We start from the raw sequence: 25462 nt of genomic DNA, 5'->3' as shown, positions 1-25462 counted from the left end.
GGCGGCCTGCACACTGGTCCGCATGAATGACTGGCCTGAAGGATGGTCCGACGACCGCAACGCCCGTTACGGCCGTGGCAGCGCCGATGCCCAGCCCGAGGGCGTACGGTCCATGCCGCATGTGCGGCGCCGCCCGGCGGTGCCGCCGCAAGCGGTCCCGCCGCAGCCGGTGGGCGCCGGGCAGGCCGTTCCGTCGCAGGCACCGGCGTACGACGGGACGTACGACAGCGGTTACAACACAGGTCAGGTCTACGGCACCCCCCAGGGCCCCCGGCCCGGCGGTCCTCGCGGTGGCGGGCCTCGCGTCCCCGACCGGGGCTCCGTGCGCGCCCCGGGCCCGGCGCCCGACTGGCGGCGCCGGATCAAGGTCGGCTCCGTCGTGGTCCTGGTGGCGGTCCTCGGCACCACCATCGGTACGTACTTCTGGGCCGACGGCAAGATGCGCCGCGAGGTCGACCTCGCCAAGGTCATCGACCGCCCGGCGGAGGGCGACTGCACCACGTACCTGATCGTCGGCTCCGACAGCCGCGAGGGCATGACCGCCGACGACAAGAAGCGGCTGCACACCGGCTCCGCCGAGGGCAAGCGCACCGACTCGATGATGATCCTGGCGGCCTGCTCCAGCGGCAACACCATGATCTCGCTGCCACGCGACTCGGACGTGGAGATCCCGTCCTTCGTCGGCTCCCAGTCCGGCAAGACCTTCCCGGCCCAGGGCCGCCGCGTGAAGCTCAACGCCGCGTACGCCGAGGACGGCCCCGAGCTGCTCGTCCGCACCGTCGAGCACAACACCGGGCTGCGCATCGACCACTACGCGGAGATCGGCTTCGCCGGTTTCGCCAACATCGTCGACTCGCTCGGCGGCGTCGAGATGAACATCGAGAAGGGCTTCAAGGACAAGAAGTCCGGCGCCGACTTCCAGGCGGGCAAGCAGACCCTCAACGGCGAGCAGGCCCTCGCCTTCGTCCGCACCCGGTACGCCTTCGCCGAGTCCGACCTCGCCCGTACGAAGAACCAGCAGAAGTTCCTGTCGGCCCTCGCCAGCCAGGCCGCCACCCCGGGGACCATCCTCAACCCGTTCAAGCTCTACCCGACGATGGGTGCCGGGCTGGACACGCTCATCGTCGACAAGGACATGTCGCTGTTCGACCTCGGCGAGATGTTCTTCGCGATGAAGGGCATCAGCGGCGGCGAGGGCACGTCGATGAACATGCCGATCAACGGCACCCGTGGCGGCAACCTCGTCTGGGACAAGGCGAAGGTGCAGCAGCTGGTGAAGCAGATCCAGAACGACGAGAAGGTGACCGTCACCGAGAAGTGAGCGTGCGTCCGCGCCCGGTGTGCCGGGCGCGGGTTCGCGCGTCAGCTCCCAGACGCGTACGTGACGAAGTCCGCCCACGCGGCGTGGGCGAAGCCGAGCTGCGGGCCCGGGACGTTCTTGGAGTCCCGGACGTGGACCGTGCTGGGAGCGGCCGCCACCTCGACGCACGCAGGGCCGTCGTTGCTGCTGTAGCTGCTCTTGAACCACTCGAGGGCGGAGCCCTCTGCGCCCGAGGTCTTGCGGGTCATGTCTCTCCCAGCGCTTTCTCGATGAAGGCCAACGACTCCCGTGGGCTGAGAGCCTGAGCCCGAATGATTCCGTACCGCAGCTCGACGATCCGGACCTCCTTGGGGTCCGAGACCAGGCGGCTGGACAGCTGGCCTTCCCAGTGTGCCACCGCCGTACCGTCGTCGAACATCAGCAGTTGGAACTGGCCTCCCATCCCGGCGTGGTCCTCCCGCTCGGTCGGCATCACTTGGATCTCGACGTTCCGCAACTGGCCGACCTCCAGCAGACGTTCGAGCTGGCGGCGCGCCACCATCCTGCCCCCGAGCGGGCGCTTGATCGTCGCCTCCTCCAGGACGAACGTCAGCGTGGTCAACGGCTGCCGCTCAAAGATGTCCTGCCGCGACATCCGCGCCGCCACATAGCGGTCGACCTGGTCACGGGTGAAGGACGGCCGTCGCATCTCGTACAGCGCACGCGCGTACTCCTCGGTCTGCAGGAGGCCGTTCAGGTTGTGGTTGTCGTACGCGCCGAGCTCGACGGCGTTCCGCTCCAGCTTCGCCAGGTCCCGGACCTTCTTCGGGTACCTCGCCTCGGCGATGTCCTTCTTCATCCCCGACAACCTGCCGCCCGCGTCCAGGACCTCGTCCACCTTGTCCAGGAACTCCGGTTGGGGGATGCGCGTGCCGGACTCCACCTTGTAGACCAGGTTCTCGCTGTACCCGATCGCCTTGGCCAGGTCCACCGCGCGCATTCCCGCGGCTTCGCGCCAGAGCCTGATCTGGCGGCCCACCACCGCGATCACCGCTCCCCAGTCGTCGTCCTCCAGGTCGACGTCCTGGTCCGGCTCTTCCACGCCCTCTGTCATACGACACCTGCCTTCGCCCGCGCCTGTACCGTGCTGCCGCTCGACGCCGTACCGGGTGGACAGGGCCGTACACCCCCTGGACAGTCACTCTCCGTACAGGCGTCGCTTCTTTCAGCGTAAGCGCGGAACGACCACTCTGAGTCACGTGACTCTGAAAATCACCCGAACCGAACGTTCCACTCCCGCACGGCAGTTCACCGTGCTGCTCTCCCCCACCCGCCGGGGCGCCCGGCTCGCCCGGCTGCTCACCTCGGCACAACTCGGCTCCTGGGGCATGGAGTCGGAGACGGCGGCGCAGATCGTGGCCGAGCTCGCCGCCAACGCCACGGTCCACGGCCGCGTGCCCGGCAGGGACTTCCGGTTGGACCTGGCCGTGGAGGACGACGGCAAGCGCCTGCGGATCGAGGTCACCGACACCCGGAGTGATCGCCTGCCGCCCGGACCTGGAGCCGTCGCCGTACCGGCCAGTGACTCGGAGGCGGGGCGGGGGCTCTTGATCGTGGAGGCCCTCGCGGACCGGTGGGGCGTGATGTTCGGGCCCGTGCCGCGCAAGACCGTCTGGGCCGAGCTCGACCTCGTACCGTGACGGACTTCACCGGGTCGCGGTTTTCCACGACCCGGTGGAGCGCGACGCGGTGGCGCACGACGCAAAGGCTTTTAAGACCCTCGATAAGGACCGGGAAAAACCCTCCCCACCCCACCCTGCCCCCGGCTCACTCACACGGGTGAGGTTTCCGGATTCGGCTGGATTTAAGGCGGGTTGGCGGGCATATGCTCGCCGCGACAACCCCAGACACATGACGGCCCCCGGCCGGGACTGGCATCCCGATCGAGGGCCTGACCACCAAGGAACTGCACTTCCCGATGGATACTTTGCAGGTTAGCGCGCCCTCGCGCGCCTCGTCCCGTGCTTCCGGGCGCGTCACCGTCTCCGGGGTGACCCACGTGAAGTCCGCGCAGCGCAGCCGCTTCACCGTCGTAGGCAACCACCTCGCCCAGCACCGCGAGATGTCGATGGCCGCGATCGGGCTGGCGGTTCACATCCAGTCGCTGCCCGAAGGGGCGAAGGTCGGCATCAAGGCGCTGGCCGAACGCTTCCCGGACAGCGAAGCCCGGATCGCGGAGACGCTGCGGGAGCTGGAGGAGTTCGGCTACCTGGAGCGCACGCGGGTGCGGCTGCCCAGCGGCAAGCTGGTCACGCGGACGGTCTCGTACAACCAGCCGCGTGCGGTGCCGACGCCCCAGGAGCCCGAGCCGGTGCCGCCTGTACCGGAACCGGAACCGGAACCCGAACCGGAGCCCGAGCCCGCGCCCGTAAAAGCTCCTCCGCCACCGCTTCCTCAGCCCCAGGCCCACGACCTGGAGCGCCACCGCCTGGCCACCGACCTCCTCGCCGGGTTGCGGCGCCACGAGCCCCGGCTGTTGCTCGCCGAGCAGGACGTACGGCGCCTGGCGCCCGCCGTGGCCGCCTGGTTGGAGCGGGATGCCGATCCCGAGGCCGTACGACAGGCGCTGACCGCCAACCTGCCCGCGCAGCTGAAACAGCCCGCCGGGCTCCTCGCCCACCGGCTCACGGCGCTGCTGCCGCCACCGCTGCCCGCCGCGCCACCGGGGCCCAACCGCCCCGACCCGCTCCAGAACTGCGACACCTGCGACCGCGCCTTCCGCTCCCCGGAGCGGGGCGACTGCCCCGGGTGCAGAACGCGCTTCGCCAATGCGGCCTGACCGGGGGCCTCCCCCGGTACCCCTCGGCCTAGGGCGTGTCCTGTCGCTCAAAGGGCGTGCGGCCGCAGCCAGGGGCAGCGACGCGGCCTGCCCGATACCGCCGCCCGATCATTTTCAGGCGGCTCGGCTGACGTCCAGCCGTTCGGGCAACGGCTCGTATCCAGCTGCCCTGTAGGCGGCGACGGCGGCAACGTTCGAGCTCGGGGTGCTGACGAGCGCGCTTGACGCACCCAGTTCACGCAGCGCCGCCGCAGCGGCGACGCTGATCGCCGTCCCGTAGCCGCGACCGCGATGGTCGGCGTGCACGCCCACCGGCTCCAGCAAGCCGGGCTTGCCGGGCCCGGCCGACCAGACCGTCGCCGCGGCCACCGCGTTGTCCTGGTCGTCGTAGCCGATCAGGCAGCGGGCGTCGGCGTAGACCGGCCCGGCCGCGAGGACGTGCCAGACCTCCTCGGTGAACCTCGGGCTGCCGAACGCCGAGCGGTGCACCGCGGTCCGCACCCCCGCCGTCTCCGGACCGGCTACCTCGACCCGCAGGCCGGCGGCCGTCACCGGCTCGGCGAGGTCGCGGCGCAGGGGCGTCCACGGCTCGTCCAGATTCCAGCCCGCCTCCAAGAGGACCTCGCGGAGCAGGGCGCCGTTGGGGATTTCGAGGCCGACCTTCCCGGGCGGCAGGACCCCGCGCTCCGGATCATCGAGGTCCGCCAGCAGTTGGCGCGCCAGATCACCGTCCTGTCGCAGGTCCGGTGCGGTCGTCAGGCGCAGCAGATCAGGGGCGTCCAGGTATCCGACGGCAATGATCCGTCCGTCCACGCTCCAGGTGCGGACGGCCGCGGCCAGCCTCTCCGCGCCCAGCGCCCAGGCCCAGCCGAGGTCTCCCGGATGGAGTTGCAGCGGCGTGCGGTCGTCCTGCCATGCGCGGAGGGCGTCCACGGCCCCGGTCAGCCCGTCGACGCCGGGCTCGTTCAGAACGATCGTCATGTCCCGCATCGCACACCATCGCGGCGACCGGCCGCACCTGCTTTTACTCAGCCGGTCTCAGCCGGTCTCAGCCGGTCAGATCGACAGGACACGCACGCCCTAGCCGGAGCGCCGCTCGTACACCGTCACCCGGCGTCCCCGGACCTGCTCGTCCGACACGGCCCGGAAGTGCTCCTTCAGCACGGCCGTCTTCACCTTGTCGCGTTCCGCCGAGACCGGCCGGGCCACCTTGGCCGCGTCCGTGACCAGCAGTATCCGGTGCTGGGCCAGCATCGCGGTGCGTATCCGGGCCGGGTTGGCCTCCTCGCCCTTCAGGGTGCCGGACGCGACCGGGGTCACCGCCAGCGCTATGTCGCTCAGGCCGGCGAAGTCGTCCGGGGAGACGAGCGCGGTGTCGCGGCGGGCCGCCGGGACGAAGAGCACCGCGTCTCCGGGGTGCTTGAGCCGCCGCACGTCGGCCGACACCGCCAGGACGTCGTCCACGCGGCTGGCCGGGGACCGCTTGCTCAGCGACTGCGGCAGCAGCGCCACCACCGCCACCGTGACCGCGACCGGGACGAGCCACGACGACGCGCGCGGGAACCGGGGCGTGAGCGCGCGGACGGCCGAGCCCAGCGCCGTACCGATCAGCAGCGCCAGCCCCAGCATGCTGAAGAGCACGTACCGGTCGAGGAAGAGCGGCTGGAACAGGGACAGGCCGATCAGGCCGAGTTGTGGCACCGCAAGCAACGGCAGTCCGACGGCCGCCACCGACAGGCGGCCGCCCGGGTGGGAGGGTCGGTCCGCGAGGGCGCCGAGGGCGCCGATCGCGAGCAGGACCGCCGGGCCGATCAGCATGTGCCAGGTCAGCGGCGGAATCCAGGACACCTGGCCCGACTGGGTCCGGCTGAACAGGATCAGCGGCAGCGCCCCCGCCATGGCGAACGACGAGGCCGCCGTCCAGCGCGCCCAGGTGCCGCGCCCGGCCCGGGTCCAGGCGAGGGTCACCGCGTGGGCGGGCAGCATCAGCAGCGAGAGCCAGTTCAGCAGCGCGCACAGCAGGACGGTGCCGCCGTACGCCGTCCAGTGCGCCGCCGAGGCCCGCCCTTGCAGGGCCGTCACCAGCAGCAGCGTCGCGATCCCGGCGCCGGCGGCGACGAGCGCGTACGGGCGCCCCTCCTGGAGGTAGAACTGCACGGCCGGCAGCAGTCCGAGCGCCAGCCCCGCCCCGAGGCCCGCCCAAAGCCCGGCCAGTCGGCGGCCGATGACCGTCACGCAGCCCGCCGCCACCGCCATGGCCAGCACGGAGGGAAGCCGGAGGGTCGTGGTGCCGGCGCCGAAGGTGGCGAAGAGGCCGTGCATCAGCAGGTAGTACAGGCCGTGTACGACGTCGACCTGGCCCAGCATGTGCCAGATCTCGCCGGTGGACCGCTGGGCCACCTGCCAGGTCGCGGCCTCGTCCCGCCACACGCTGTGCTGCCGGGACAGCCCCCAGGCGCCGAGGGCGAGGGTCCACAGAACGGGAACGGCCCAGAGGGGCGGGCGGCGGCGGCTGCTGTCGGCAGGGGCTATGTGGGAGGTCATGAAGGTATTCGGGTGGTGGTGGCTGCGGTGATCGGGGTGTCCTCACCGACGGTGAGGACCGCGTCGCAGCGGTCGCGGACGTACTCGTTATGGGTGGCGATGACGACGGCGCATCCGCCCTCGCTCATCTCGCGGAGGATGTCCATGACCGCTGTGGTGTGGGCGTGGTCGAGGGCGCCGGTGGGTTCGTCGGCCAGGACGAGCGCCGGTTGCTTGACGATGAGCCGGGCGAGCGCCACACGCTGCTGCTCTCCGCCGCTGAGGTGGTGGATCCTCTCCGCCTCCCGCCCCGCCAGCCCGACACGGTCGAGGGCGTCGGCGATGACGGCACGGGTATCGCCCCGGGTGGTCCGCTGTGGGGTGATGGCGATCTCCAGGTTGGCGGCGACGGTCGACTCCTCGATCAAGGCGTAGTTCTGGAAGAGGTAACCGAGAACGTCGCGACGGTACAGGCGCGTCTCGCGCCCGCCGAACCGGGTGATGTCCTTGCCGTCGTGGCGGATCGCCCCCGAGGTCGGCCTGTCGAGGAGGCCGAGGCAGTTGAGGAGGGTGGACTTCCCCGATCCGCTGGGACCGACGAGCGCGAGCATCTCGCCGCGGCTGACGGTGGCGGTGACGTCGGACCACAGGGTCCGGGTGCCGAAGGACTTCGAGAGCTTCACGATATCGATCACGACAGTGCTCCTGCGGGGTGGAGAAGATACGGCGACAGCGGTGCGGGCTCGGGGCTCACGTCCCGGCCACCCCCTCCTTGACGACGCGCCGGTGGAACACCGCAAGCGCGAGGAGCACGGCGCAGACCTCGGCGGTGACCAGTCCGGCGATGACACCGGTGTCCAAGGCGGTGATCCGGACGGGCGGGAAGGGTGCGGGGATGCCCTGGGAGGTGAACTCCGCGAGGTCCTGGTTCTGCTGCCACACCTGGAGGGGCACCCACGCGGCGAGGAAGACCGCGAGGAGCGCCTCGACGGCGAGGACCTGGCGGTGGATCCTGGTGAACCTCCAGCCGCTGATGTGCTGCGCGAAGATGGCCTGGGCGTGCTTGCGGGCGTGGATGACGCAGACTCCGACGCCGGTGATGAGGAGTACGGCCACGGCCGCGACGAGGTTGAAGAGCCGAAGCCGGAAGTCGTTGACGGCCTCCCTCAGCGCCAGGGCGGCGCTGTGCCGGACCGGGCGCACGGCCGTCACGTACGTGTGCAGGTCGTCCTTGTCGACCGCGAGCGCGTTCAGGGCGTCGTCGGGGTCGGGGAAGACGATGCCGTCCTGGGTGGCGAACGCGGTGTAGGTGTCGTCGGTGAGGATCTTCGAGCCGTTGGGGACCACCACGAGCACCGGGTCGCGTACCAGGGACCGGTCGTCGTCCGGGGTGTGGGCGGTGTTGGGGCTCAGGCGGCCGGAGTTGTAGCCGAAGAGGCGCTGGCCGCTCTTGGCCGGGAGCGTCTCGACCGTGAGGCGTCGGCGGAGGTCCGGATCCAGGCGGCCGAAGACGCCGGGGACCGCCGCGCTGAGGGCGGGGGCGTGGGCGGAGAGGGACTCGGGGACGATGAGCCGGACCGCACAGGCTGCCGGGCGGGCTGTCGTACAGGGCTCCGCGGCTTGCGGGTGCGTGGCTTGCGCTGTGGGCCGGGGTTCCGCCGGTGCGTACCGGTGTCCCTTCGGGTCGAGGACCGGCTGTGCCGCGAGGAAGGCGTCGTTGACGACGAGTATCTCGCCCTGCGGCAGGGGCGCGTCGGAGGAAACGCTCTGGAGGTCCCGGCGCCCGGCGACGATGACCTGGCCCGCCGCGTCGGCGCGGCGCAGCCACCCGCCCACCTGGGTGATCATCCGCTTCTCCTCGCCCACCAGGCTGCCGTTGAGGCGGAGGGTCACGGCGTCTCCCGCCCGGGCGTAGGTGTCCTGGCTTTCCTGGCGCGCCAGCACGTGCTGGCCCGCCAGGGCCACGTCCATGGCGACGCCGAGGGCGAGCAGCAACGCCGGGACACGCACCAGGTACGTCCCGACGAACGCGGCCCGCGCGGGCAGCCGGCCCTTGAGGGCGCGCAGCACGTCGACCCTGAAGGTCAGGGCGAGCGCGGCCGCGTGGGCGGCCAGGACGAACAGGACGAGCAGGCCGGCGAGGCACGCGGTCACGGCGGCGAACAGTCCCAGCCAGGCGAGGCCGTTGTAGAGGTGGAGGAAGGCGAGCGCCGCCGCCGCCACGACACCGGCCGCGACCGACCAGAACAGCGCCACCTGTCGGAGGTCCCGGAGGAGGAGGTCCATGAAGGACTTGCCCTGGAGGCGCAGCACCCCGTAGGCCCTCGCGCCGAGCAGCACGCTCGCACCCGTCATCGTCACCGCGGCGAGAGCGACCACCCAGAACGAGCCGAAGAGGTCTCCGCCCGAGAAGAGGAGGGGCAGGTTCGCGGGTGCGAGAGGGTGCTGCACGCTCACGCGGAGGCCGAGCTCGGAGAGCTCGTCCGCCAGTGCGCCCGCCGCCTCGGGCGGGCCGAAGACGTAGTAGTAGCCGCGCGGGTCGCGCTGTCCGACCTCGGCGATCGGGTGCACGTCCGTCTCGACCTGCCGGCCGAACCGGGGGTATCCCTCGTCCAGCCAGGACGCCGCCTCGGACCCGGGGCCGCCGGGGGCCAGATACAGGTGCCGCAGGCGGTCGGGGTTCTTCAGGTCGGGCAGCTCGCGGGCGACCGTGACCCCGTGGTCGTCCGAGAAGGAGGCGATCGCGCGGGCGATGTCGGCGCCGCTCACCGCGTCATCGGAGTCGAAGACCCAGACCTGGGCCGAATTGCCCAGCACCAGCTCCTCGTCCAGGCCGCGTACGAAGAGGAAGGCCATGACCGCGGAGACGGCCAACACGGCGGCGTGGACGAACTTGATACCTCGGTGGAGCATCGGCTACCTGGTTCCGGGCGCTCGGGGAGCGCGTGTCTCGTCGGACGTTGGCGGGGAATGCACGGCACCGGCCGCGGGAGAGGAGTTCTCCCGCGACCGGGGCGATGGTGACCGATGCCTCGTCAGCAGGAGGCGTCGTAGTGCGCGGTGTTGGGGTGGATGCTCGACTTCTCCACCGAGGCCTTGGACCACTTCTTGTTCTCGGTGCAGCCGCTGTAGGCCCAGCTCCTGCCGTGGACGGAGGAGGAGTGCCAGTTGACCTTGTGGTAGAAGTTCGAGTAGGCGTAGTTGGCGCCGACGTCGTAGCTCCACCGACCGCCGCTGACGTCGACCGACTTGGCCAGCGCCGGAGCGGTGGCGGCCATGACGATGACACCGGCGGCGGCGACGGCCTTGAGTCCGTTTCGTATGGTCATGGTTGACTCACTTTCCTGCGTGGGATGACGGAGCTGGCGACGCACCGGTCTCAGGGCGCGGCGCAGCGACAGCCGGTGGTCTGTTCGTCTTCGTGGGACGTGACCAGGCTGTTGGTGTGGTGGTGTGTTGTGCGGTGGTGTGCCGGTCGCTGAATCTGTGAACGGGGCGGTTGCGGTTCAGGCAGCGATCCACGGGACACGGCACACGTGGGGCGCCGTGCCTTCAGGGCACATGTTCCTGATCACCGTCTTGCGGATCGCCCGCCACGTCCGCAGGGAGCACACCACGTGGACGCGCAGCTCGACCGGTTCCCGTGCGCCGCCGCTCTGGCCGGGGTGCTCCCAGGCCCACTGCTCCGCCAGCATGCCGTACACGTCAGCGGTCGACAGCTCGCTCCCGGGGAGCGTGCGCGCGACGGTCTCCCGGACGATCCGGGCGCTGCGGGAGGCCGCGGCCTCCTGGACGAGTCGCCTGACCCATGCCAGCCCCTGCTCGTCCGCGTACAGACCGAACGTCAGTGTGCGCGTCCTCATCGACTCACGCCCTCTTGATCGACTTCTTCGTGCAGTGCTTCGCACGGTAGCCGGTGGGCATCTGGTCGTTGGCGTTCTTGATGGCGGCCTTCCACGCGTTCGGCTTCGTCTCGGAGATGCCGTGGCCCTGTACGAAGCCATGGGCGGTGTCGTCCGAGATGCGCATCTTGGTGCACTGCACGTGCGCATGCCATCCGCGCCCCGCAGCCTCCGCGGGAGCGGCGATGCCGGCGGAGAGAAGCGCCGCCGCGACAGCGGTGGTGAGGAGAGGGCCGACGGCCCGCAACTTGCGCATTGAGTGGTCCCCCAGGGATCGATACGTCCTATGTCCGGGGGTGGGCGGGTCGGGTGATGCCGTCTTCGCATTCACCCGCCACCGCCGCGAAACACCGGATGGCGTCCTGGCCGTATGGCCGAGGCGATCCGCGTGCCGCTCACCTTCCCCCGTGAGCCACCCGCTTCGGAGGTCAGCCGACCGGGTGGACATGGCGAATTTACGCCACTCCGACGATCTTCCGCCAGGCGGAAAGACGTGAACACGATCACCGCGCGCGGAGGGAACCTTGAACCGACAACATGGGCGTTTTGTCGTTCTGTAGCCCTGTCGCCCTGTCCTGGATGCGTGTGATCACGTTCGGGGGCCGCCAGGGTGGCTAAGGCGCCTTCTCCGCACCCTCCGAGGCCGCCGGGGGCTTCGCGTAGAGGACGTCGCGGGCCTGGTCGGCGGCACGGAGGATGCTCTCGGAGACGAAGTCGAGGAAGCGGGCGACGTTCTCCAGGCGGACGGCCGCCGGGGTGCCGGGCCCGAGGATGCCGACGCCCTCCCGGGCCGTCGCGGCGAGCTGCGCGTTGGACTGGGCGGCCGAGATCATCGACTGGTACCAGACCCCGTCGTCGACGAAGTAGCGCTCGCGGCGGCGCTCGTCACGTTCCCTGCGGATGAGGCCCTGGGCCTCGAGGAACGCGACCGACTTGGAGATGGACGCCGGGCTGACCTGGAGGTGCTGGACCAGTTCGGACGCGGTGAGGCTTCCGGCGTCAGTGGTGAACAGGCAGGTCAGCACCCGGGCCATCATCTTCGGTACGCCCTGCTGCATGAGGAGCGTGGTGAACCCCTCCTCGTACTCGCGCACGGCGTCGATGTCCCGCCCGGGGCTCTGCTCGGGCGCCCCTGCCCCTCGGGGGGCGGCCGGCCTGCGGCGGTGCGCGCGGCGTTCGGTGGCGCGGTGGGCGAGGTCGGCGCGGTAGGCGGTGGGGCCGCCGTTACGCATGACCTCGCGCGTGATGGTCGACGTCGGGCGGTCGAGGCGCCTGGCGATCTCCGCGTACGCGAGGCCGTCGGCCAGCCCCAGCGCGATCTGCTGGCGTTCCTGCTCGGTGAGCCTGCCTCCCGGCATCGCGGCCTCCTTGTGTGGTCCTTGAGGTCTCCAGCATAGCGTTCACTTCCAGCCCATTGCAACGTGCAGTGGGTATGACGTTGCGTTACTTTCTCAATCGTTGCAACGATTTCCCCGCTCTGGCCTGCGCTTTTGCTGTTTCGTCGCAACGCTCTCGTTGCCGGTTCCTCGAATGCAACGTAGCGTTTCTCTCATCGGAAACAACGCAGCGACACCAAGGAGCGCACGATGCAGACGTTCACCACCCCCGCCCCGGTCTCCGCCGTCCTGGACATCCCGGCCGGGCACATCCGGTTCATCGCGGCCGACCGGGCCGACACCACCGTCGAGGTCCTGCCCGTGGACACCTCCAAGAGCCGCGACGTGAAGGCCGCGGAGCAGACCCGGGTCTCGTACGGCGACGGCGTCCTGCGGATCGAGGCCCCGGAGGCGAAGAACCAGCTGTTCGGCTCCTCCGGGTCCGTCGAGGTGACGGTCCAGCTGCCCGCCGGCTCCCGCGTCGAGGTGCAGGCGGCCAGCGCCGAACTCCGCGGCGTCGGGCGGCTCGGGGACGTCACCTTCGAGGCCGCGCACGGCACGGTCAAGCTCGACGAGACCGCGGGCGCCCGCCTCGTCCTCCAGGCCGGCGACATCACGGTCGGCCGCCTGGGCGCCGCCGCGGAGATCCGCACCCAGAAGGGCGACCTCCGCATCACCGAGGCCGTACGCGGCGAGGTCACGCTCCGCACCGAGCACGGCGACATCGCGGTCGGCGCCGCCCGGGGAGTCTCCGCCGCCCTGGACGCCGGCACCGGGTACGGCCGCATCCACAACGCGCTGAAGAACACCGACGGCGGCGACGACGCGCCCCTGAGCATCCACGCGACCACCGCATACGGCGACATCGCCGCCCGCAGCATCTGAGCCGCGGCTCACAGAGCTCGCAGATCGCAGAGTTCGCAGAGTTCGCAGAGTTCTTAGAGAAGGAGCACCCCACCATGACCAACCTGGCCATCGCGGCGCACGGGCTGCGCAAGTCCTACGGCGACAAGGTCGTCCTCGACGGTGTCGACCTGTCCGTACCCGAAGGAACGATCTTCTCCCTGCTCGGTCCGAACGGCGCCGGCAAGACCACCGCCGTGAAGATCCTCTCCACGCTCATCACGGCGGACGCCGGCTCCGGCGCGGTCCGCGTCGGCGGCCACGACCTCGCGGCCGACCCGCAGGCCGTGCGCGCGGCGATCGGCGTCACCGGGCAGTTCTCCGCCGTCGACGGCCTGATCACCGGTGAGGAGAACATGCTCCTCATGGCGGACCTGCACCACCTCTCCCGGCGGGAGGGCCGCCGGGTCGCCGCCGAGCTGCTGGAGCGCTTCGACCTCACCCCGGCGGCGAAGAAGCCCGCCTCCACCTACTCCGGCGGCATGAAGCGCCGCCTCGACATCGCCATGACCCTGGTCGGCGACCCGCGGATCATCTTCCTCGACGAGCCGACCACCGGCCTCGACCCCCGCTCCCGGCACAACATGTGGCAGATCATCCGCGAGCTGGTCACGGGCGGCGTCACCGTCTTCCTCACCACCCAGTACCTGGAGGAGGCCGACGAACTCGCCGACCGGATCGCCGTGCTCAACGACGGCGGGATCGCCGCCGAGGGCACCGCCGAGGAGCTGAAGCGGCTCGTCCCCGGCGGACACGTCCGGCTCCGCTTCACCGACCCGGCCGCGTACCGGAGCGCCGCCTCCGCACTGCGCGGGGCGGCCCCGGACGACGAGGCCCTCGCCCTGCAGATCCCGAGCGACGGCAGCCAGCGCGCGCTGCGCTCCCTCCTCGACCGGCTGGACTCGGCCGCCATCGAGGCGGACGAGCTGACCGTGCACACCCCCGACCTCGACGACGTCTTCTTCGCCCTGACGGGCGGCGGCGTCTCCCCTCAGCAGTCCCTCCAGCCGCACCAGCCGCACCAGCCGCACCAGCCCAAGGAGGCTGTCCGATGAGCTCCTTCGCCCTCGCCGTACGCGATTCCTCCACGATGCTGCGCCGCAACCTCCTGCACGCCCGGCGCTACCCGTCCCTCACGCTGAACCTGCTGCTCACGCCGATCATGCTGCTGCTGCTCTTCGTCTACGTCTTCGGCGACACGATGAGCGCGGGCATAGGCGGCGGCGTTCCGGACCGCTCCCAGTACGTGGCGTACATCGTCCCGGGGCTGCTGCTGATGACCATCGGCAGCACGGTGGTCGGCACCGCGGTCTCCGTCTCCAACGACATGACCGAGGGCATCATCGCCCGCTTCCGCACGATGGCGATCCACCGCGCTTCGGTGCTCGTCGGGCACGTCATCGGCAGCGTGCTGCAGGCGATCGTCAGCGTGGTCCTCGTCGGCGCCGTCGGCGTGGCCATCGGCTTCCGCTCCACCGACGCCACCGCCCTGGAGTGGCTGGCGGCCTTCGGACTCCTCGTGCTCTTCGCCCTGGCGCTCACCTGGATCGCCGTCGGCATGGGCCTCATCAGCCCCAACGCCGAGGCGGCCAGCAACAACGCGCTGCCCCTGATCCTGCTGCCGCTGCTCTCCAGCGCCTTCGTACCGCTCGACGCGATGCCCGGCTGGTTCCAGCCGATCGCCGCGTACCAGCCCTTCACGCCCGCCATCGAGACCCTGCGCGGCCTGCTGCTCGGCACCGAGATCGGCCACAACGGATGGCTCGCGGTGGGGTGGTGCCTGGGCCTCGCGGTACTCGGCTACGTCTGGTCGACCTCGAAGTTCCAGCAGGACCCGAGGTAACCCCGGTGCCCCCGCGGGCCCCCGGCCCGCAGCTCGTCCCACCACCCGGTACCGAGGGCGGCGTACACCGACGCGAGTGTCGGCGTACGCCGCCCTGTTGGCGTGTGTGGGGGCGTCAGAGGCGTTGCGGGCGGCTGCAGTAGGCGAGTGCCAGGGCGTAGGCCGCGGCCAGCCCGAGCAGGCCCCACAGTCCTGGGGTCGCGGTCGAGGCGGGCTCCCTCGTCCAGAGGTACAGGCTGTACTGGGCCTCGTCCGACAGGTGCAGCCAGGTGGCGGCCCAGGCCTGCGGGTGGAACGCCGTGAGGCCCGCTATGCCGACGAGGGGTGCCGCGACCAGGACGGGAGCGAGGGTGGCGGCGAAGGTCATCACCGTGTCACGCGTCACGGCGGCCATGGCGAACGCGACCACCGCGAACACGGCCTGGACGACGAGGGACCGTGCGAAGCCCTCGACCGCGTCACCCCACGTGATCCGGCTCTGCGGATCCCAACTCGCCCGCCCGGCGAGGGCGCCCGTATCCCCTGCCGCCGCCTCCGCGGCATACGCGGATACGAAGAGAGCGAGGGCGACAGCCGCGGTGAACGCGATGCTCACCGCCAGCGCGCACAGGAGCTTCCGCGCGAGGAGCCGAACAAGCCCCGGGCGCGCCACCAGAAGGAGGGGCCACGTGCCGGATTCGGACTCCGTGGCGTACAGGGCGGCGGCCAACGCCGCGATGACCACGAGCCCGAGGAGGGTGCCCGACTGCTGCGACGCCGCCCACAGCGCCCCCGCGACCGTACCCGGTGCCGTGACGGGATCGCTGTCACGGAAGCGGGAGTAGGCCTCGCGGTAGCCGTACCATTCCATCGCCATGGCGACCGCGAGCGCGACGGCCATGGTGACGACGACGGTCGGGGACAGCGCTTTGGTCAGCTCCGCCCGCCAGGCCAGGCCGCGCCCACCCCCGCGCCCACGCCCCGTCACAGCGCCTCCGCCCGGGTACGAGCGCGCCGGACCAGCCACCAGCACGCGAGGCCGGCCGCAACCGACACCAACACCGCTCGCACCGCGAACGGCGCCCCCGCGTCAGGGGACGGGTCGGGCCACCACGCGTTCCACATCACCCACGCGGACGAGACGTCCATGGCTTCGGCGAGGACTCCGCCCGGCAGCCACGACCAGACGGGCAGCGCGGAACTCCACGTGAGCGCGAGCAGCAGCGCTCCGCCGTACACGAGCGTCCGGGCCCGGCTTCGCGTTGCCACGGCAAGAGACACGGCGGCCAGCGACCACACCGCGGCGATGGTCAGAGCCCCGGCCACCATGCTCGCGGCGTCGGCCCACGCCGCACCTCGGGGCAGGTACAGCTCGTGCAGCGGATAGCTCCTGCGGCCCTTCAGCAGCGCGAAGACGTAGACGCTCAGGCCCGAGGCGACCAGGGTCGCGACTACCGTCGACCAGACTGCGAGCGTCTTGGCCGCGATGTGACGGCGTACGTCGGGATCGGCCAGCAGAAGCCCCGTCGCCGTACGCCGCCGCCATTCGCCTGCCGTGTGTACGGCGGCGAGCGTCAGCATCAGGACCAGCCCGGGGGCTGTCCCGAGGGCCTGGGCCGCCCACCCGAAGGCACCCGGAAGCGTCTGGGCGGCGGCGGCCTTGGGCGTGTGGGTCTCCGCCAAGGCCAGCTGTTCACGGTCGTTGGCCCTCTGCAGCGGAGCAGTCCGCTCGCAGATGTCCCGGCCCTCGGGTGTGGGATTGAGCTGCTTGCACGCAGCGAGACTCGCACCGCTCTCGCTGTACTCGGCGTTGCTCCGGGCGGTTTGCAGTGTGCCCGACCACCACATCTGGGCGTAAAAGGTGGTCGTGACGCACCCCGCCGCAATGACGGCGACCAGGAACAGGGTCACCGGGCGCCAGAACGACTTGTGCCATTCGGCGGCCGCATGCCAGAACGTCACCACGACCCCTCGTGTCCGCTGACGTTGAAGAACCACTCGGCCAGCGAAGTAGCCCCGTCCAGGCCGATGTCCTCGACGGTGCCCTGCGCCGCGACGCGTCCGCGGTCGAGGACCACGACCCGCTGGCACAGGCGCTGGACCTCGTCCAGCTGGTGGCTGGAGATGAGGATGGCGGTTCCGCGCTGCTGCTCCTCGCGGATGATGGCGCGCACTTGGGCGATGGCGTGCGGGTCGAGGGCGTTCGTGGGCTCGTCGAGGACGAGCAGCCGCGGCTGCCGCAGCAGGGCGGCGGCCAGGGCCAGGCGGTGGCGCATGCCCTGCGAGTAGGCACGGATGCGTTTGCGCCGCTGGTCGTCGAGGCCCACGCGTTCCAGAGCGCGGTCGACCTGCCCCCGGTCCGGGACACCGGACGAGTGCAGCAGGCTGCGCAGCTGCGCGGGGCCGGTCATCCAGGGGTAGAAGGCGGGGGTGTCGAGGGCCGCGCCGACGTTGCGGGCGTCGGTGAGGGTGAGCGGGGGCTTCTTGCCGAAGACCTCGACGGTTCCGGAGCTGGGGCGGATCAGGCCGCACGCCATGCGCATGAGGGTGGTCTTCCCGGCGCCGTTGGCACCGAGAAGACCCACCACCTCTCCCGCCCCGACGTGGAGTGTCACCTCGGACACGGCCCGGTGCGCGCCGTAGGTCCGGGAAGCCCGAACCAGGGCAAGAGCCGGTGGTTGAATGTGCGTCATCCTGTCAGCGTGTGTAGTAGGTTCGCCCGGTCATGTCCATGGGGCAATATCCACCGCCGGTAAGGCAGTCCCGGGGCACTTCTCCCAGCTGCCAGTAGAACGTGCCAGCGGATTGCTTAGGCCACGAGTGACGCTGGTCGGTCAGAGAGCACTCAAAGGTGGTAATGCCCATGTAGGGGTCCGGCGCCCAGTCGACGGCCTTAAACAACTTGTACTCGACGTATCCACCTCTGGAACCCTGCGTTCTGGTGCACGAGTACTGATCCTGGGTGTTACCACCCGCCGAATCCCAGCGACGGGATTCGCTCCCCTTACTAAACGCCGAGGCAGTCCAGCCGAAGGAGTCGGTAACGGCGCTGGCATTGGTAGCACCTGCGAGGGGAATAAGAGCGGCCGCAGCCAGAGCCGTAGCCGCTCGCCGCATCGCGACTATCACTGAGAGTGACCCTTCCAGGGTAGGTTGCAAAAGCCGATTGATCATCATCAATGGCCAACTCTCCTGCAACCTCACGGCCTGATGTTGACCGAAATGCATCGCCCCTGCTCAGGGCTGTGCGCGGTATCCGCCGCGCCTTTGGATCCGCTGGAAGCTTGAGCGCAACAGTTACGGATGTGAACCTTTTCCCATACGGTGGCCGCTGCGAAGGCAGAAATCGCTAGAGCGGACAGCCCCAGAGGCGCTGGTGCGCATCGTCCCCGCGCCTGCAGTCCCGCTCGTCCGACAGCGCTCTGGAGCCGCCCTCCCCAGCCTCGGAAGGCCGTTGGGCCATCATTTGCAAAGTGCTTGACCACGTCGCAGCCGCGCTCCGCCGCTCTACGGTAGAAGGTGCGCAGTCCGTAGAGGGATTCAGCCAAACCCTCCCACTCCTCGCCCGGCTGGGATGGGGACGAGGACGATGGTCAAGTGACCCGGGTCGCCACCAGAGTCCGGTATGTGCCAGCCGCCGCCACAGAGCGGGCCCCCGGTCACCGCTGGCCTCTACGGGGCGCATACCCCTCAAGCAGCTCGAAAAACCCGCTCTCCAGCCACACGGCACGATCTGCCCGGATCCGTCGGCGCAGCTCGTCGCACTCGACGTCAACTAGAGCTTCGACGGCGGCGGGGTTGGTGGGACAGACGCCACGGCTCAAGCACTTGGAAGTAGGCCCTCACATAGTGACGCGTACGCGCTACTCGGCGCTATCGGCAGCGGGGCCGGCGCCTGTGCCGAGGATGCGGGCGAGGGCGTCGCGCGCGTACTCCTCGTCGTACGCGCCGCCCATCAGCAGCACGTGCAGGCAGATGCCGTCGAGCAGCGCGATCACGGCGCGTGCCGTGCGCGGGTCGGTGCGTCGGGTGAGGAGCTCGGTGACCTGTTCGCCCCACTCGGCGGCGACGGCACGCAGTGCGGGGCGGCGCAGGGCGGCGAGGTAGAGCTCGTACTCAAGCTCCACACCGGTGCGGTCGCCGCCCAGCCACGCGCCGGTCAGCCGGGCCAGCTCGGCGGCGAGGTCGCGGCCGGGGTCGGTGAGGGCGTCGCCGTGTTCGCGTACGACCTTGGCGAAGCCCTCGTTGGCCTGCCGGAGGGCCGCCACGAGCAGGTCGTCGAGGGTCTTGAAGTGGTACGTCGTCGAGCCGAGCGGTACGTCCGCCTCGGCGGCGACGGTGCGGTGGCTCAGGCCGGCGATGCCGGCGCGGCCCACCACCCGGATCGCGGCGTCGATGATCCGCTGGCGCCGCTCGGGGTCGTACCGCCGTGTCGTCGCCGCCGCCATCAGTGCGCCCCGCCGAGGTTGAGCAAGACGACGCCGATGATCACGAAGGCGATCCCGGCGAGCTTGGCCAGGCCGGTGGACTCCCCGAGGAAGAACATGCCGATCGCGGCGACGGCCGCGGTGCCCACTCCGGCCCAGATCGCGTACGCCGTGCCGACCTGGATCACCTTGAGGGTCTGCGCGAGCAGCGCGAAGGCGACCAGATACCCGGCCACCGCGCCCAGCGAGGGCCACAGCCTGCTGAACCCCTCGCTGTACTTCATGGCGGTCGTCCCGGCGACCTCCGCGGCGATGGCCGCGGCCAGCAGTCCGTATCCCATGTGTACGAGTGTACGCATCGTTGCGTACAGGCGTACACAACAGTGGAGGGCCTGCTACTCCAAGGCGAGGACGACCCGCACCGGCAGGTCCGTGTCCTCCTGCACGACGCCGGCCACCAGCGTGCGGCCGCCCAGGGACCACCTCTTGTGGGCGACGAACTCGTCCGCGTCCTCTTCCGTACTCCCGGCCGGCCGCAGGTGCCGCGCCAGCGCCGACGACTCCAGCCGGGGCAGGAAGGCGGCCAGGGCCCGCTCGCCCGCCGCGTAGGCGGCTTCCACGTCGTCGAAGTAGCCGGTGTCCTCGTCGGGCTCCCGCATCCAGAGGGTGAACTCGACGCGCACACCGCCGTTGTAGGGGTGGACCCAGCCTCCGGTGCCGTCCTTGTCCCAGGAGGCCCCGGAGCCGTCCCAGCCCTGCGCGGCGAACAAGGCCGCCACGCCCTCGCGGGTCAGTGGGGTGAGCTGCCGGATGGCTTCCAGCATGCGTACCGCGGCAGAGATCGCTCTCGTCTCGCTCATCGTCCTAACGCCCCGCGAACTCCCCGGCGAGCAGGCCCATCAGCACCAGGTCGTGGTGCCGGCCGTCGAGGAAGACGTGGTCGCGGAGGCGGCCCTCCTCCACGAAGCCGAGGCGGCGGTGCAGCGCGAGGGAGGCCTCGTTGTGCGCGAAGATCCGCGCCTCGCACTTGTGGTAGCGCCGCTCGGCGAACATGAACCGCAGCAGCAGTGCCACCGCCTCCGAGGCGTAGCCCTTGCCCCGGTGCTCGGCGGCGATGGTGACGCCGTACTCGAAACGGCCCGCTCGCGGGTCGGCGTGGTTCGTGCCGACGGCGCCGACCGCCTCCCCCGAGCCGGTGGCTTCGATCACCAGCTGGAAGCAGTCGCCGTCGGGCGGGACGGCGGCCCGCTCCCGCGCCCAGACGCGGTGGCTCTCGGTGGAGCGGGGCGGGCCCAGCAGGTCGCCCAGGCGCTCCTCGTCCGTGGCGAAGCGCATGAACGCGCGCCAGTCGTCGGGCTCGATACCGCGCAGGCGTATCCGCTCGCCGGTCCAGAAGGAGGTCGTTCCGGAGGTCGTTCCAGAGATCATTCCGCCAGATGATCACGGGGCGGGCGCGGCGTCCATCCCCCCGTGAAGTGGAGCGGCCCCGCCCCGGCGCACGCTGCGGTGCGCCGGGTGCGGGGCCGAGCCGGAGAGGGCCCGCCGGGGGGCTTACGGCAGGTTGCGCGCCATCACGATGCGCTGGACCTGGTTCGTGCCCTCGTAGATCTGGGTGATCTTGGCGTCGCGCATCATCCGCTCCACCGGGTAGTCACGGGTGTAGCCGTAGCCGCCCAGCAGCTGGACCGCGTCCGTGGTGACCTCCATCGCGATGTCGGAGGCGAAGCACTTGGCCGCGGCGCCGAGGTAGGTGAGGTCGGCGTCGCCGCGCTCGGAGGCGGCGGCGGCCTGGTAGGTGAGGGCGCGGGCGGCGGAGATCTTCATGGCCATGTCGGCGAGCATGAACTGGATGCCCTGGAAGTCGGCGATCGGCTTGCCGAACTGCTTGCGCTCCTGGACGTACCCCTTGGCGTAGTCCAGCGCGCCCTGCGCGATGCCGAGCGCCTGGGCCGCGATGGTGATGCGGGTGTGGTCCAGCGTCTTCATCGCGGTGGCGAAGCCGGTGCCCTCCTCGCCGATCATGCGGTCGGCGGGGATGCGGACGTTGTCGAGGTAGACCTCGCGGGTCGGGGAGCCCTTGATGCCGAGCTTCTTCTCCGGGGCGCCGAAGGAGACGCCCTCGTCGGACTTCTCGACGACGAAGGCGCTGATGCCCTTGGAACGCATCGAAGGGTCGGTGACGGCCATGACCGTGTAGTACTCGGAGACGCCCGCGTTGGTGATCCAGCGCTTGACGCCGTTGAGGACCCAGAAGTCGCCGTCGCGGACGGCACGGGTCTTCATGCCCGCGGCGTCCGAGCCCGCGTCCGGCTCGCTGAGGCAGTACGAGAACATGCCCTCGCCCTTGGCGAGCGGGCCCAGGTACTTCTTCTTCAGCTCCTCCGAGCCGGAGAGGATCACCGGGAGAGAGCCGAGCTTGTTCACGGCCGGGATCAGGGAGGACGAGGCGCAGGCGCGCGCGACCTCCTCGATGACGATCACGGTCGCGAGCGCGTCGGCGCCCGCGCCGCCGTACGACTCGGGGACGTGCACCGCGTGCAGGTCGGCGGCGACGAGGGCGTCGTGCGCCTCCTGCGGGAAGCGGGCCTCCTCGTCCACCGCGGCGGCGAACGGCGTGATCTTGGCCTCGGCGAGCGAGCGGACGGTGTCCCGGAGCATGTCGTGCTCCTCGGACGGGCGGTACAGGTCGAAATCAGGCGTTCCCGCCACGATCACTCACTCCCCTGGGCGTGTGCTAACTACCGTTAAGTAACCCGAATTTTAGTGCGCCGGAACCGGAATGGCATAGGTGACCTTGCTGACAGCGCGGCTCCGGCGAAAACGTGCCCGGGGCGGGGCGCGGCTATGCTCGGGCGCGCACCGCCTCCCGCTCGTCAATGGAGAACCGCATGGCCCTCAAGATCACTGTGATCGGCACCGGATACCTCGGCGCCACCCATGCGGCGGCCATGGCGGAGCTGGGGTTCGAGGTGCTGGGCCTCGACGTCGTACCCGAGAAGATCGAGATGCTGGCCGCCGGCCGCGTCCCGATGTACGAGCCGGGGCTCGAGGAGCTGCTGCGCAAGCACGTCGCCGGGATCGAGGGCTCGACCGGGCGGCTGCGCTTCACCACCTCCTGGGAGGAGGTCGGCGCCTTCGGCGACGTCCACTTCGTGTGCGTGAACACTCCGCAGAAGCACGGCGAGTACGCGTGTGACATGCGGTACGTCGACGCCGCCTTCGGCTCCCTCGCCCCGCACCTCAAGCGCCCGACGCTGGTCGTCGGCAAGTCGACCGTGCCGGTCGGCAGCGCGGAGCGGCTGGCCCGGCTGCTCGCCGAGCGGGCGCCGGTGGGCGCGGACGCGGAGCTGGCGTGGAACCCGGAGTTCCTGCGCGAGGGCTTCGCCGTGCAGGACACGCTGCACCCGGACCGGATCGTGGTCGGCGTGGAGAGCGCGGCGGCCGAGAAGCTGCTGCGCGAGGTGTACGCCACTCCGGTGGAGGAAGGCTCGCCCTTCGTGGTGACCGACTTCCCGACGGCGGAGCTGGTGAAGACCGCCGCGAACTCCTTCCTGGCGACCAAGATCTCCTTCATCAACGCCATGGCGGAGGTGTGCGAGGCCGCGGGCGGCGATGTCGCCAAGCTGGCGGAGGCCATCGGCTACGACGAGCGCATCGGCGCGAAGTTCCTGCGCGCCGGCATCGGCTTCGGCGGCGGCTGCCTGCCGAAGGACATCCGCGCCTTCATGGCGCGCGCCGGCGAGCTGGGCGCCAACCAGGCCCTGACCTTCCTGCGCGAGATCGACTCCATCAACATGCGGCGGCGCGGCCAGATGGTCGGCATGGCGCGCGAGGCGCTCGGCGACGGGACCTTCCTCGGCAAGCGGGTCGCGGTGCTGGGCGCGGCGTTCAAGCCGGACTCGGACGACGTCCGGGACTCGCCCGCGCTCAACGTCGCCGGGCAGATCCACCTCCAGGGCGGCCAGGTCACGGTCTACGACCCCAAGGGCATGGACAACGCGCGGCGCGTCTTCCCGACGCTGGCGTACGCGGACAGCGCGCTGGAGGCCGTGCACGGCGCGGACGTGGTGCTGCACCTGACGGAGTGGCGCGAGTTCCGCGAGCTCGACCCGCGCGAGCTGGGCGAGGTCGTCAACAGCCGCCTCATCCTGGACGGCCGCAACGCGCTGGACCCGGTCCGGTGGCGCGAGGCGGGGTGGACGTACCGGGCGATGGGCCGCCCGCGCGCGTAGGGGCATCGGGGTGCCCGGGCGCCGCCACCCGGATGGGGTCCGACTGCATGCGGCGCACCGCGCGGCCGCGAACACTGGGTCCGAGTGGAAGTGACTTCGACCCGGAAGAGGCGGCTCATGCGCACCATGCTGATGTGCCAGATGGACACGGAGAAGGGCAGCGCTGCGATCAAGGCCAACAGGCTGGACGAGGTCCTCGGACCTCTTATGCAACGGCTGCAGCCGGAAGCCGCGTACTTCGGGGCGCTGGACGGGATGCGCACCGCGTTCCTCGTCTTCGACCTGGAGGAACCTTCTCAGCTGCCGGTCATCTGCGAGCCGCTGTTCATGGAGTTCAACGCGAAGATCACGGTGTTCCCCGTGATGAACGCCGACGACGTCCGCACAGGCGTGCAGCAGTTCCTCGGCGCCTGACGTCGCCGTCCCGACAGTCCGCCGGCTCCCGGCCCAGCTCCCGCGGGCCGGGTACGCGCGTGTCCGTGCCCGCTGATCCGCCAAGGAGGACGTCCATGGGCTTCGCCACGCTCGCCCTGACCGCGATCGACTGCCCCGCACCGCGACGGCTCGCCGAGTTCTACGCCGCGGTCCTCGGCGGCGAGATCACCATCGACCCGGGCGAGCAGGACACGTGGGTGGAGCTGCGCCTGCCCGACGGGAAGCGGCTCGCCTTCCAGGGGGCACCCGGGCTCCAGCCGCCCGAGTGGCCCCGGGCCGACCGCAACTCCCAGCAGTTCCACCTCGACCTCGACGTCCAGGACCTCGACGCGGCCGAGGAGCGGGTGCTCGCCCTCGGCGCGAAGGCGCTGGACGCCGACGACCGCGAGCGCGCCTGGCGGGTGTACGCGGACCCGGCCGGGCATCCGTTCTGCCTCTGCCGCGCCTAGGGGGTGTCCGTAGTCAGGCGCCCCGCGCCACCGCCTCCGCCTCCCGGACGACGCGCGCCGCGTTGCCCCAGGTCAGCGCGGCGATGTCGGTCTCGGGCCAGTCGCGGTGCAGGAGCTCGGCAATGAGGTTCGGGTAACAGGAGGCGTCTTCCAGGCCGATGGTGTGCGGGGCGTGGGTCGCCATGCCGTACGAGCCCGCGAGCCCCAGGCACTCCGGCCCGGCGACCTCGCGGACGTGCTCCAGGTGGTCGACGACGTCCCGCAGCGTGGCCGGGGCCTCGCGGAGCCGGGCGACCTGGTCGGGCGCGAAGCTCACCATGCACACGCCGCCGTTGGCGCGCAGGCGGCGCAGGACGTCGTCGGTGACGTTCGCCGGGTGCGGGGTGAGGGCGTACGCGGCCGAGTGGGAGAGGATCACCGGCGCTTTGGTGACGTCGAGGACGTGGCGCATCGTGTCGGTGGAGGCGCCGGACAGGTCGACGAGCACCCCGAGGTGGTTCATCTCCCGGACGACGTCCTGCCCGAAGGGCGTCAGGCCGTCGGGCCCGGCGGCCCAGCGGGCGCCCGCGACACCCGCGCTGCGTACGCCGAGGGCGTGGTACGCGCGCAGCGTGCCGAGCGAGTCGCCGAGGGCGGCGCCGGAGACGGGGCCGAGGAGCGAGGCGATGCGTCCGCAGTCGCGGGCGGCGGCCATCTCGGCGGCGGTGAGGGCGAGGCGGAGGGCTTCCGGGCAGGACTCGATGAGGGTCCGTACGGCGTCGATCAGGTCCAGGGTGCCGCCGATTAGGCGGTCCGCCGCGTACGAGCGGGGCACGTGCAGCGACCAGAACTGGGCGCCGACGCCGCCTGCCCGGATGCGGGGTATGTCGGTGTCGAGCGCGGCCTCACCGTGCTGGAGGGCGTGGTGGTGCGTGCGGTCGAGCTCCTGGGCGAGGGTGTTGTGCCCGTCCACGACAAGCTGCGCGGCGAGCAGGATCCGGGCCCGCGCGAGGTCGGTCTCAGCGGGCGTGGGGGCTTCGGCGGCGGTGACACCGCCCGTCGTGCCGTCGGGTGCACCGGCCGTGGCCGGGGCGACGTAGGGAAGGTCCTGCAGGTCTGCCATGACGGGGGCTCCGGCTCCGTGAACGGCGTTGCGAGCCATAGGGCCACGGTGGCACGGGGGGAGCCGGGGGTCGCGGCGGTGTACTGCGTTCGGGTGTATGCCCCCCGTGCCCGGGCTCGGGGGGCATACGGCCCTCGGGGGGCGTACAGCCG

General features: G+C 70.9%; 28 protein-coding genes. 9 read left to right on the top strand and 19 right to left on the bottom strand.

What is annotated here, in order from left to right; translation table 11 throughout:
• Positions 1–22: 22 nt before the first annotated feature.
• Positions 23–1321 carry an LCP family protein gene (locus ABZX67_RS20900; protein WP_355362267.1) on the top strand — a complete coding sequence of 433 codons (1299 nt, stop codon included), beginning with the start codon at positions 23–25 and terminating at the stop codon, positions 1319–1321.
• Positions 1322–1362: 41 nt separating this feature from the next.
• Here ABZX67_RS20900 and ABZX67_RS20895 read toward each other — a convergent pair whose 3' ends face one another.
• The gene (locus ABZX67_RS20895; RefSeq protein ID WP_355362265.1) at positions 1363–1569 is read right to left on the bottom strand and encodes a DUF397 domain-containing protein; all 207 of its coding nucleotides are present in this window, start codon (positions 1567–1569) and stop codon (positions 1363–1365) included.
• Positions 1566–2414, bottom strand: coding sequence for a helix-turn-helix transcriptional regulator (locus ABZX67_RS20890; RefSeq protein WP_355362263.1), 849 nt, complete (start codon positions 2412–2414; stop codon positions 1566–1568). The genes ABZX67_RS20895 and ABZX67_RS20890 overlap by 4 nt, the downstream gene beginning before the upstream one ends.
• Before the next feature lie 145 nt (positions 2415–2559).
• Here ABZX67_RS20890 and ABZX67_RS20885 point away from each other — a divergent pair, with 145 nt between their 5' ends.
• Together ABZX67_RS20885 and ABZX67_RS20880 are read left to right on the top strand one after the other, a co-directional pair.
• Positions 2560–3000 carry an ATP-binding protein gene (locus tag ABZX67_RS20885; RefSeq protein ID WP_355362261.1) on the top strand — a complete coding sequence of 147 codons (441 nt, stop codon included), beginning with the start codon at positions 2560–2562 and terminating at the stop codon, positions 2998–3000.
• A 278-nt stretch (positions 3001–3278) separates the two neighbouring features.
• Positions 3279–4139: a helix-turn-helix domain-containing protein gene (locus ABZX67_RS20880; protein ID WP_355362259.1), complete on the top strand. Its 861-nt coding sequence runs from the start codon at positions 3279–3281 to the stop codon at positions 4137–4139.
• Positions 4140–4253: 114 nt separating this feature from the next.
• Here ABZX67_RS20880 and ABZX67_RS20875 read toward each other — a convergent pair whose 3' ends face one another.
• The 8 genes from ABZX67_RS20875 to ABZX67_RS20840 all read right to left on the bottom strand — a co-directional run bounded on the left by ABZX67_RS20875 (position 4254) and on the right by ABZX67_RS20840 (position 11922).
• Positions 4254–5120: a GNAT family N-acetyltransferase gene (locus ABZX67_RS20875; RefSeq protein ID WP_355362257.1), complete on the bottom strand. Its 867-nt coding sequence runs from the start codon at positions 5118–5120 to the stop codon at positions 4254–4256.
• A 99-nt stretch (positions 5121–5219) separates the two neighbouring features.
• Positions 5220–6683, bottom strand: a complete 1464-nt coding sequence (locus ABZX67_RS20870) for a hypothetical protein (RefSeq protein ID WP_355362255.1) — start codon at positions 6681–6683, stop codon at positions 5220–5222.
• Positions 6680–7357, bottom strand: coding sequence for an ATP-binding cassette domain-containing protein (locus ABZX67_RS20865; protein ID WP_355362253.1), 678 nt, complete (start codon positions 7355–7357; stop codon positions 6680–6682). Before ABZX67_RS20865 ends, ABZX67_RS20870 begins: the two co-directional genes overlap by 4 nt.
• Before the next feature lie 55 nt (positions 7358–7412).
• Positions 7413–9575 (bottom strand): hypothetical protein, encoded by a 2163-nt coding sequence (locus tag ABZX67_RS20860; protein WP_355362251.1) that lies wholly within the window; start codon positions 9573–9575, stop codon positions 7413–7415.
• Between the two features lie 122 nt (positions 9576–9697).
• Positions 9698–9991 (bottom strand): lactococcin 972 family bacteriocin, encoded by a 294-nt coding sequence (locus tag ABZX67_RS20855; RefSeq protein WP_355362249.1) that lies wholly within the window; start codon positions 9989–9991, stop codon positions 9698–9700.
• A 177-nt stretch (positions 9992–10168) separates the two neighbouring features.
• The gene (locus ABZX67_RS20850) at positions 10169–10525 is read right to left on the bottom strand and encodes a hypothetical protein (RefSeq protein ID WP_355362247.1); all 357 of its coding nucleotides are present in this window, start codon (positions 10523–10525) and stop codon (positions 10169–10171) included.
• A 4-nt stretch (positions 10526–10529) separates the two neighbouring features.
• The gene (locus ABZX67_RS20845) at positions 10530–10820 is read right to left on the bottom strand and encodes a hypothetical protein (RefSeq protein ID WP_355362245.1); all 291 of its coding nucleotides are present in this window, start codon (positions 10818–10820) and stop codon (positions 10530–10532) included.
• A 358-nt stretch (positions 10821–11178) separates the two neighbouring features.
• Complete coding sequence (locus tag ABZX67_RS20840) at positions 11179–11922, bottom strand: helix-turn-helix domain-containing protein (RefSeq protein WP_355362243.1); 744 nt, start codon at positions 11920–11922, stop codon at positions 11179–11181.
• 228 nt (positions 11923–12150) lie between these two features.
• Between ABZX67_RS20840 and ABZX67_RS20835 the strand changes: the two genes are divergently transcribed.
• From ABZX67_RS20835 to ABZX67_RS20825, 3 genes are all read left to right on the top strand, one after another.
• Positions 12151–12825 (top strand): DUF4097 family beta strand repeat-containing protein, encoded by a 675-nt coding sequence (locus ABZX67_RS20835; RefSeq protein WP_355362241.1) that lies wholly within the window; start codon positions 12151–12153, stop codon positions 12823–12825.
• 74 nt (positions 12826–12899) lie between these two features.
• A complete protein-coding gene (locus ABZX67_RS20830; protein ID WP_355362239.1) occupies positions 12900–13898 on the top strand; it encodes an ATP-binding cassette domain-containing protein in 999 nt (332 codons plus the stop codon).
• On the top strand, positions 13895–14686 hold the full coding sequence (locus tag ABZX67_RS20825; RefSeq protein WP_355362237.1) for an ABC transporter permease: 792 nt from the start codon (positions 13895–13897) through the stop codon (positions 14684–14686). Before ABZX67_RS20830 ends, ABZX67_RS20825 begins: the two co-directional genes overlap by 4 nt.
• Before the next feature lie 115 nt (positions 14687–14801).
• On the opposite strand, the gene ABZX67_RS20820 is transcribed toward ABZX67_RS20825, so the two are convergent.
• The 8 genes from ABZX67_RS20820 to ABZX67_RS20785 all read right to left on the bottom strand — a co-directional run bounded on the left by ABZX67_RS20820 (position 14802) and on the right by ABZX67_RS20785 (position 21801).
• Positions 14802–15653, bottom strand: coding sequence for a hypothetical protein (locus ABZX67_RS20820; RefSeq protein ID WP_355362235.1), 852 nt, complete (start codon positions 15651–15653; stop codon positions 14802–14804).
• Positions 15650–16627 carry a hypothetical protein gene (locus ABZX67_RS20815; RefSeq protein WP_355362233.1) on the bottom strand — a complete coding sequence of 326 codons (978 nt, stop codon included), beginning with the start codon at positions 16625–16627 and terminating at the stop codon, positions 15650–15652. Before ABZX67_RS20815 ends, ABZX67_RS20820 begins: the two co-directional genes overlap by 4 nt.
• Complete coding sequence (locus ABZX67_RS20810) at positions 16624–17358, bottom strand: ATP-binding cassette domain-containing protein (RefSeq protein WP_355362231.1); 735 nt, start codon at positions 17356–17358, stop codon at positions 16624–16626. Before ABZX67_RS20810 ends, ABZX67_RS20815 begins: the two co-directional genes overlap by 4 nt.
• A 1170-nt stretch (positions 17359–18528) precedes the next feature.
• Positions 18529–19113, bottom strand: coding sequence for a TetR family transcriptional regulator (locus ABZX67_RS20805; RefSeq protein ID WP_355362229.1), 585 nt, complete (start codon positions 19111–19113; stop codon positions 18529–18531).
• Positions 19113–19433, bottom strand: coding sequence for a multidrug efflux SMR transporter (locus tag ABZX67_RS20800; RefSeq protein WP_355362227.1), 321 nt, complete (start codon positions 19431–19433; stop codon positions 19113–19115). Before ABZX67_RS20800 ends, ABZX67_RS20805 begins: the two co-directional genes overlap by 1 nt.
• A 54-nt stretch (positions 19434–19487) precedes the next feature.
• On the bottom strand, positions 19488–19952 hold the full coding sequence (locus tag ABZX67_RS20795; protein WP_355362225.1) for a hypothetical protein: 465 nt from the start codon (positions 19950–19952) through the stop codon (positions 19488–19490).
• A gap of 4 nt (positions 19953–19956) precedes the next feature.
• Positions 19957–20520, bottom strand: coding sequence for a GNAT family protein (locus tag ABZX67_RS20790; protein ID WP_355362223.1), 564 nt, complete (start codon positions 20518–20520; stop codon positions 19957–19959).
• A gap of 123 nt (positions 20521–20643) precedes the next feature.
• Positions 20644–21801, bottom strand: a complete 1158-nt coding sequence (locus tag ABZX67_RS20785) for an acyl-CoA dehydrogenase family protein (protein WP_355362221.1) — start codon at positions 21799–21801, stop codon at positions 20644–20646.
• A 179-nt stretch (positions 21802–21980) separates the two neighbouring features.
• Here ABZX67_RS20785 and ABZX67_RS20780 point away from each other — a divergent pair, with 179 nt between their 5' ends.
• The 3 genes from ABZX67_RS20780 to ABZX67_RS20770 all read left to right on the top strand — a co-directional run bounded on the left by ABZX67_RS20780 (position 21981) and on the right by ABZX67_RS20770 (position 24208).
• Positions 21981–23324: a UDP-glucose/GDP-mannose dehydrogenase family protein gene (locus tag ABZX67_RS20780; RefSeq protein WP_355362219.1), complete on the top strand. Its 1344-nt coding sequence runs from the start codon at positions 21981–21983 to the stop codon at positions 23322–23324.
• 117 nt (positions 23325–23441) lie between these two features.
• Positions 23442–23738 (top strand): hypothetical protein, encoded by a 297-nt coding sequence (locus ABZX67_RS20775; RefSeq protein WP_355362217.1) that lies wholly within the window; start codon positions 23442–23444, stop codon positions 23736–23738.
• Positions 23739–23833: 95 nt separating this feature from the next.
• The gene (locus ABZX67_RS20770; RefSeq protein ID WP_355362215.1) at positions 23834–24208 is read left to right on the top strand and encodes a VOC family protein; all 375 of its coding nucleotides are present in this window, start codon (positions 23834–23836) and stop codon (positions 24206–24208) included.
• Between the two features lie 13 nt (positions 24209–24221).
• On the opposite strand, the gene ABZX67_RS20765 is transcribed toward ABZX67_RS20770, so the two are convergent.
• Positions 24222–25310, bottom strand: coding sequence for a dipeptidase (locus ABZX67_RS20765; RefSeq protein ID WP_355362213.1), 1089 nt, complete (start codon positions 25308–25310; stop codon positions 24222–24224).
• Positions 25311–25462 lie beyond the last annotated feature (152 nt).

This window comes from Streptomyces sp. NPDC003036 (assembly GCF_040611175.1).
Taxonomy (GTDB): Bacteria; Actinomycetota; Actinomycetes; order Streptomycetales; family Streptomycetaceae; genus Streptomyces.
Note: the sequence above shows the minus strand (reverse complement) of the source record. Positions and strands in the feature narration are given on the sequence as shown.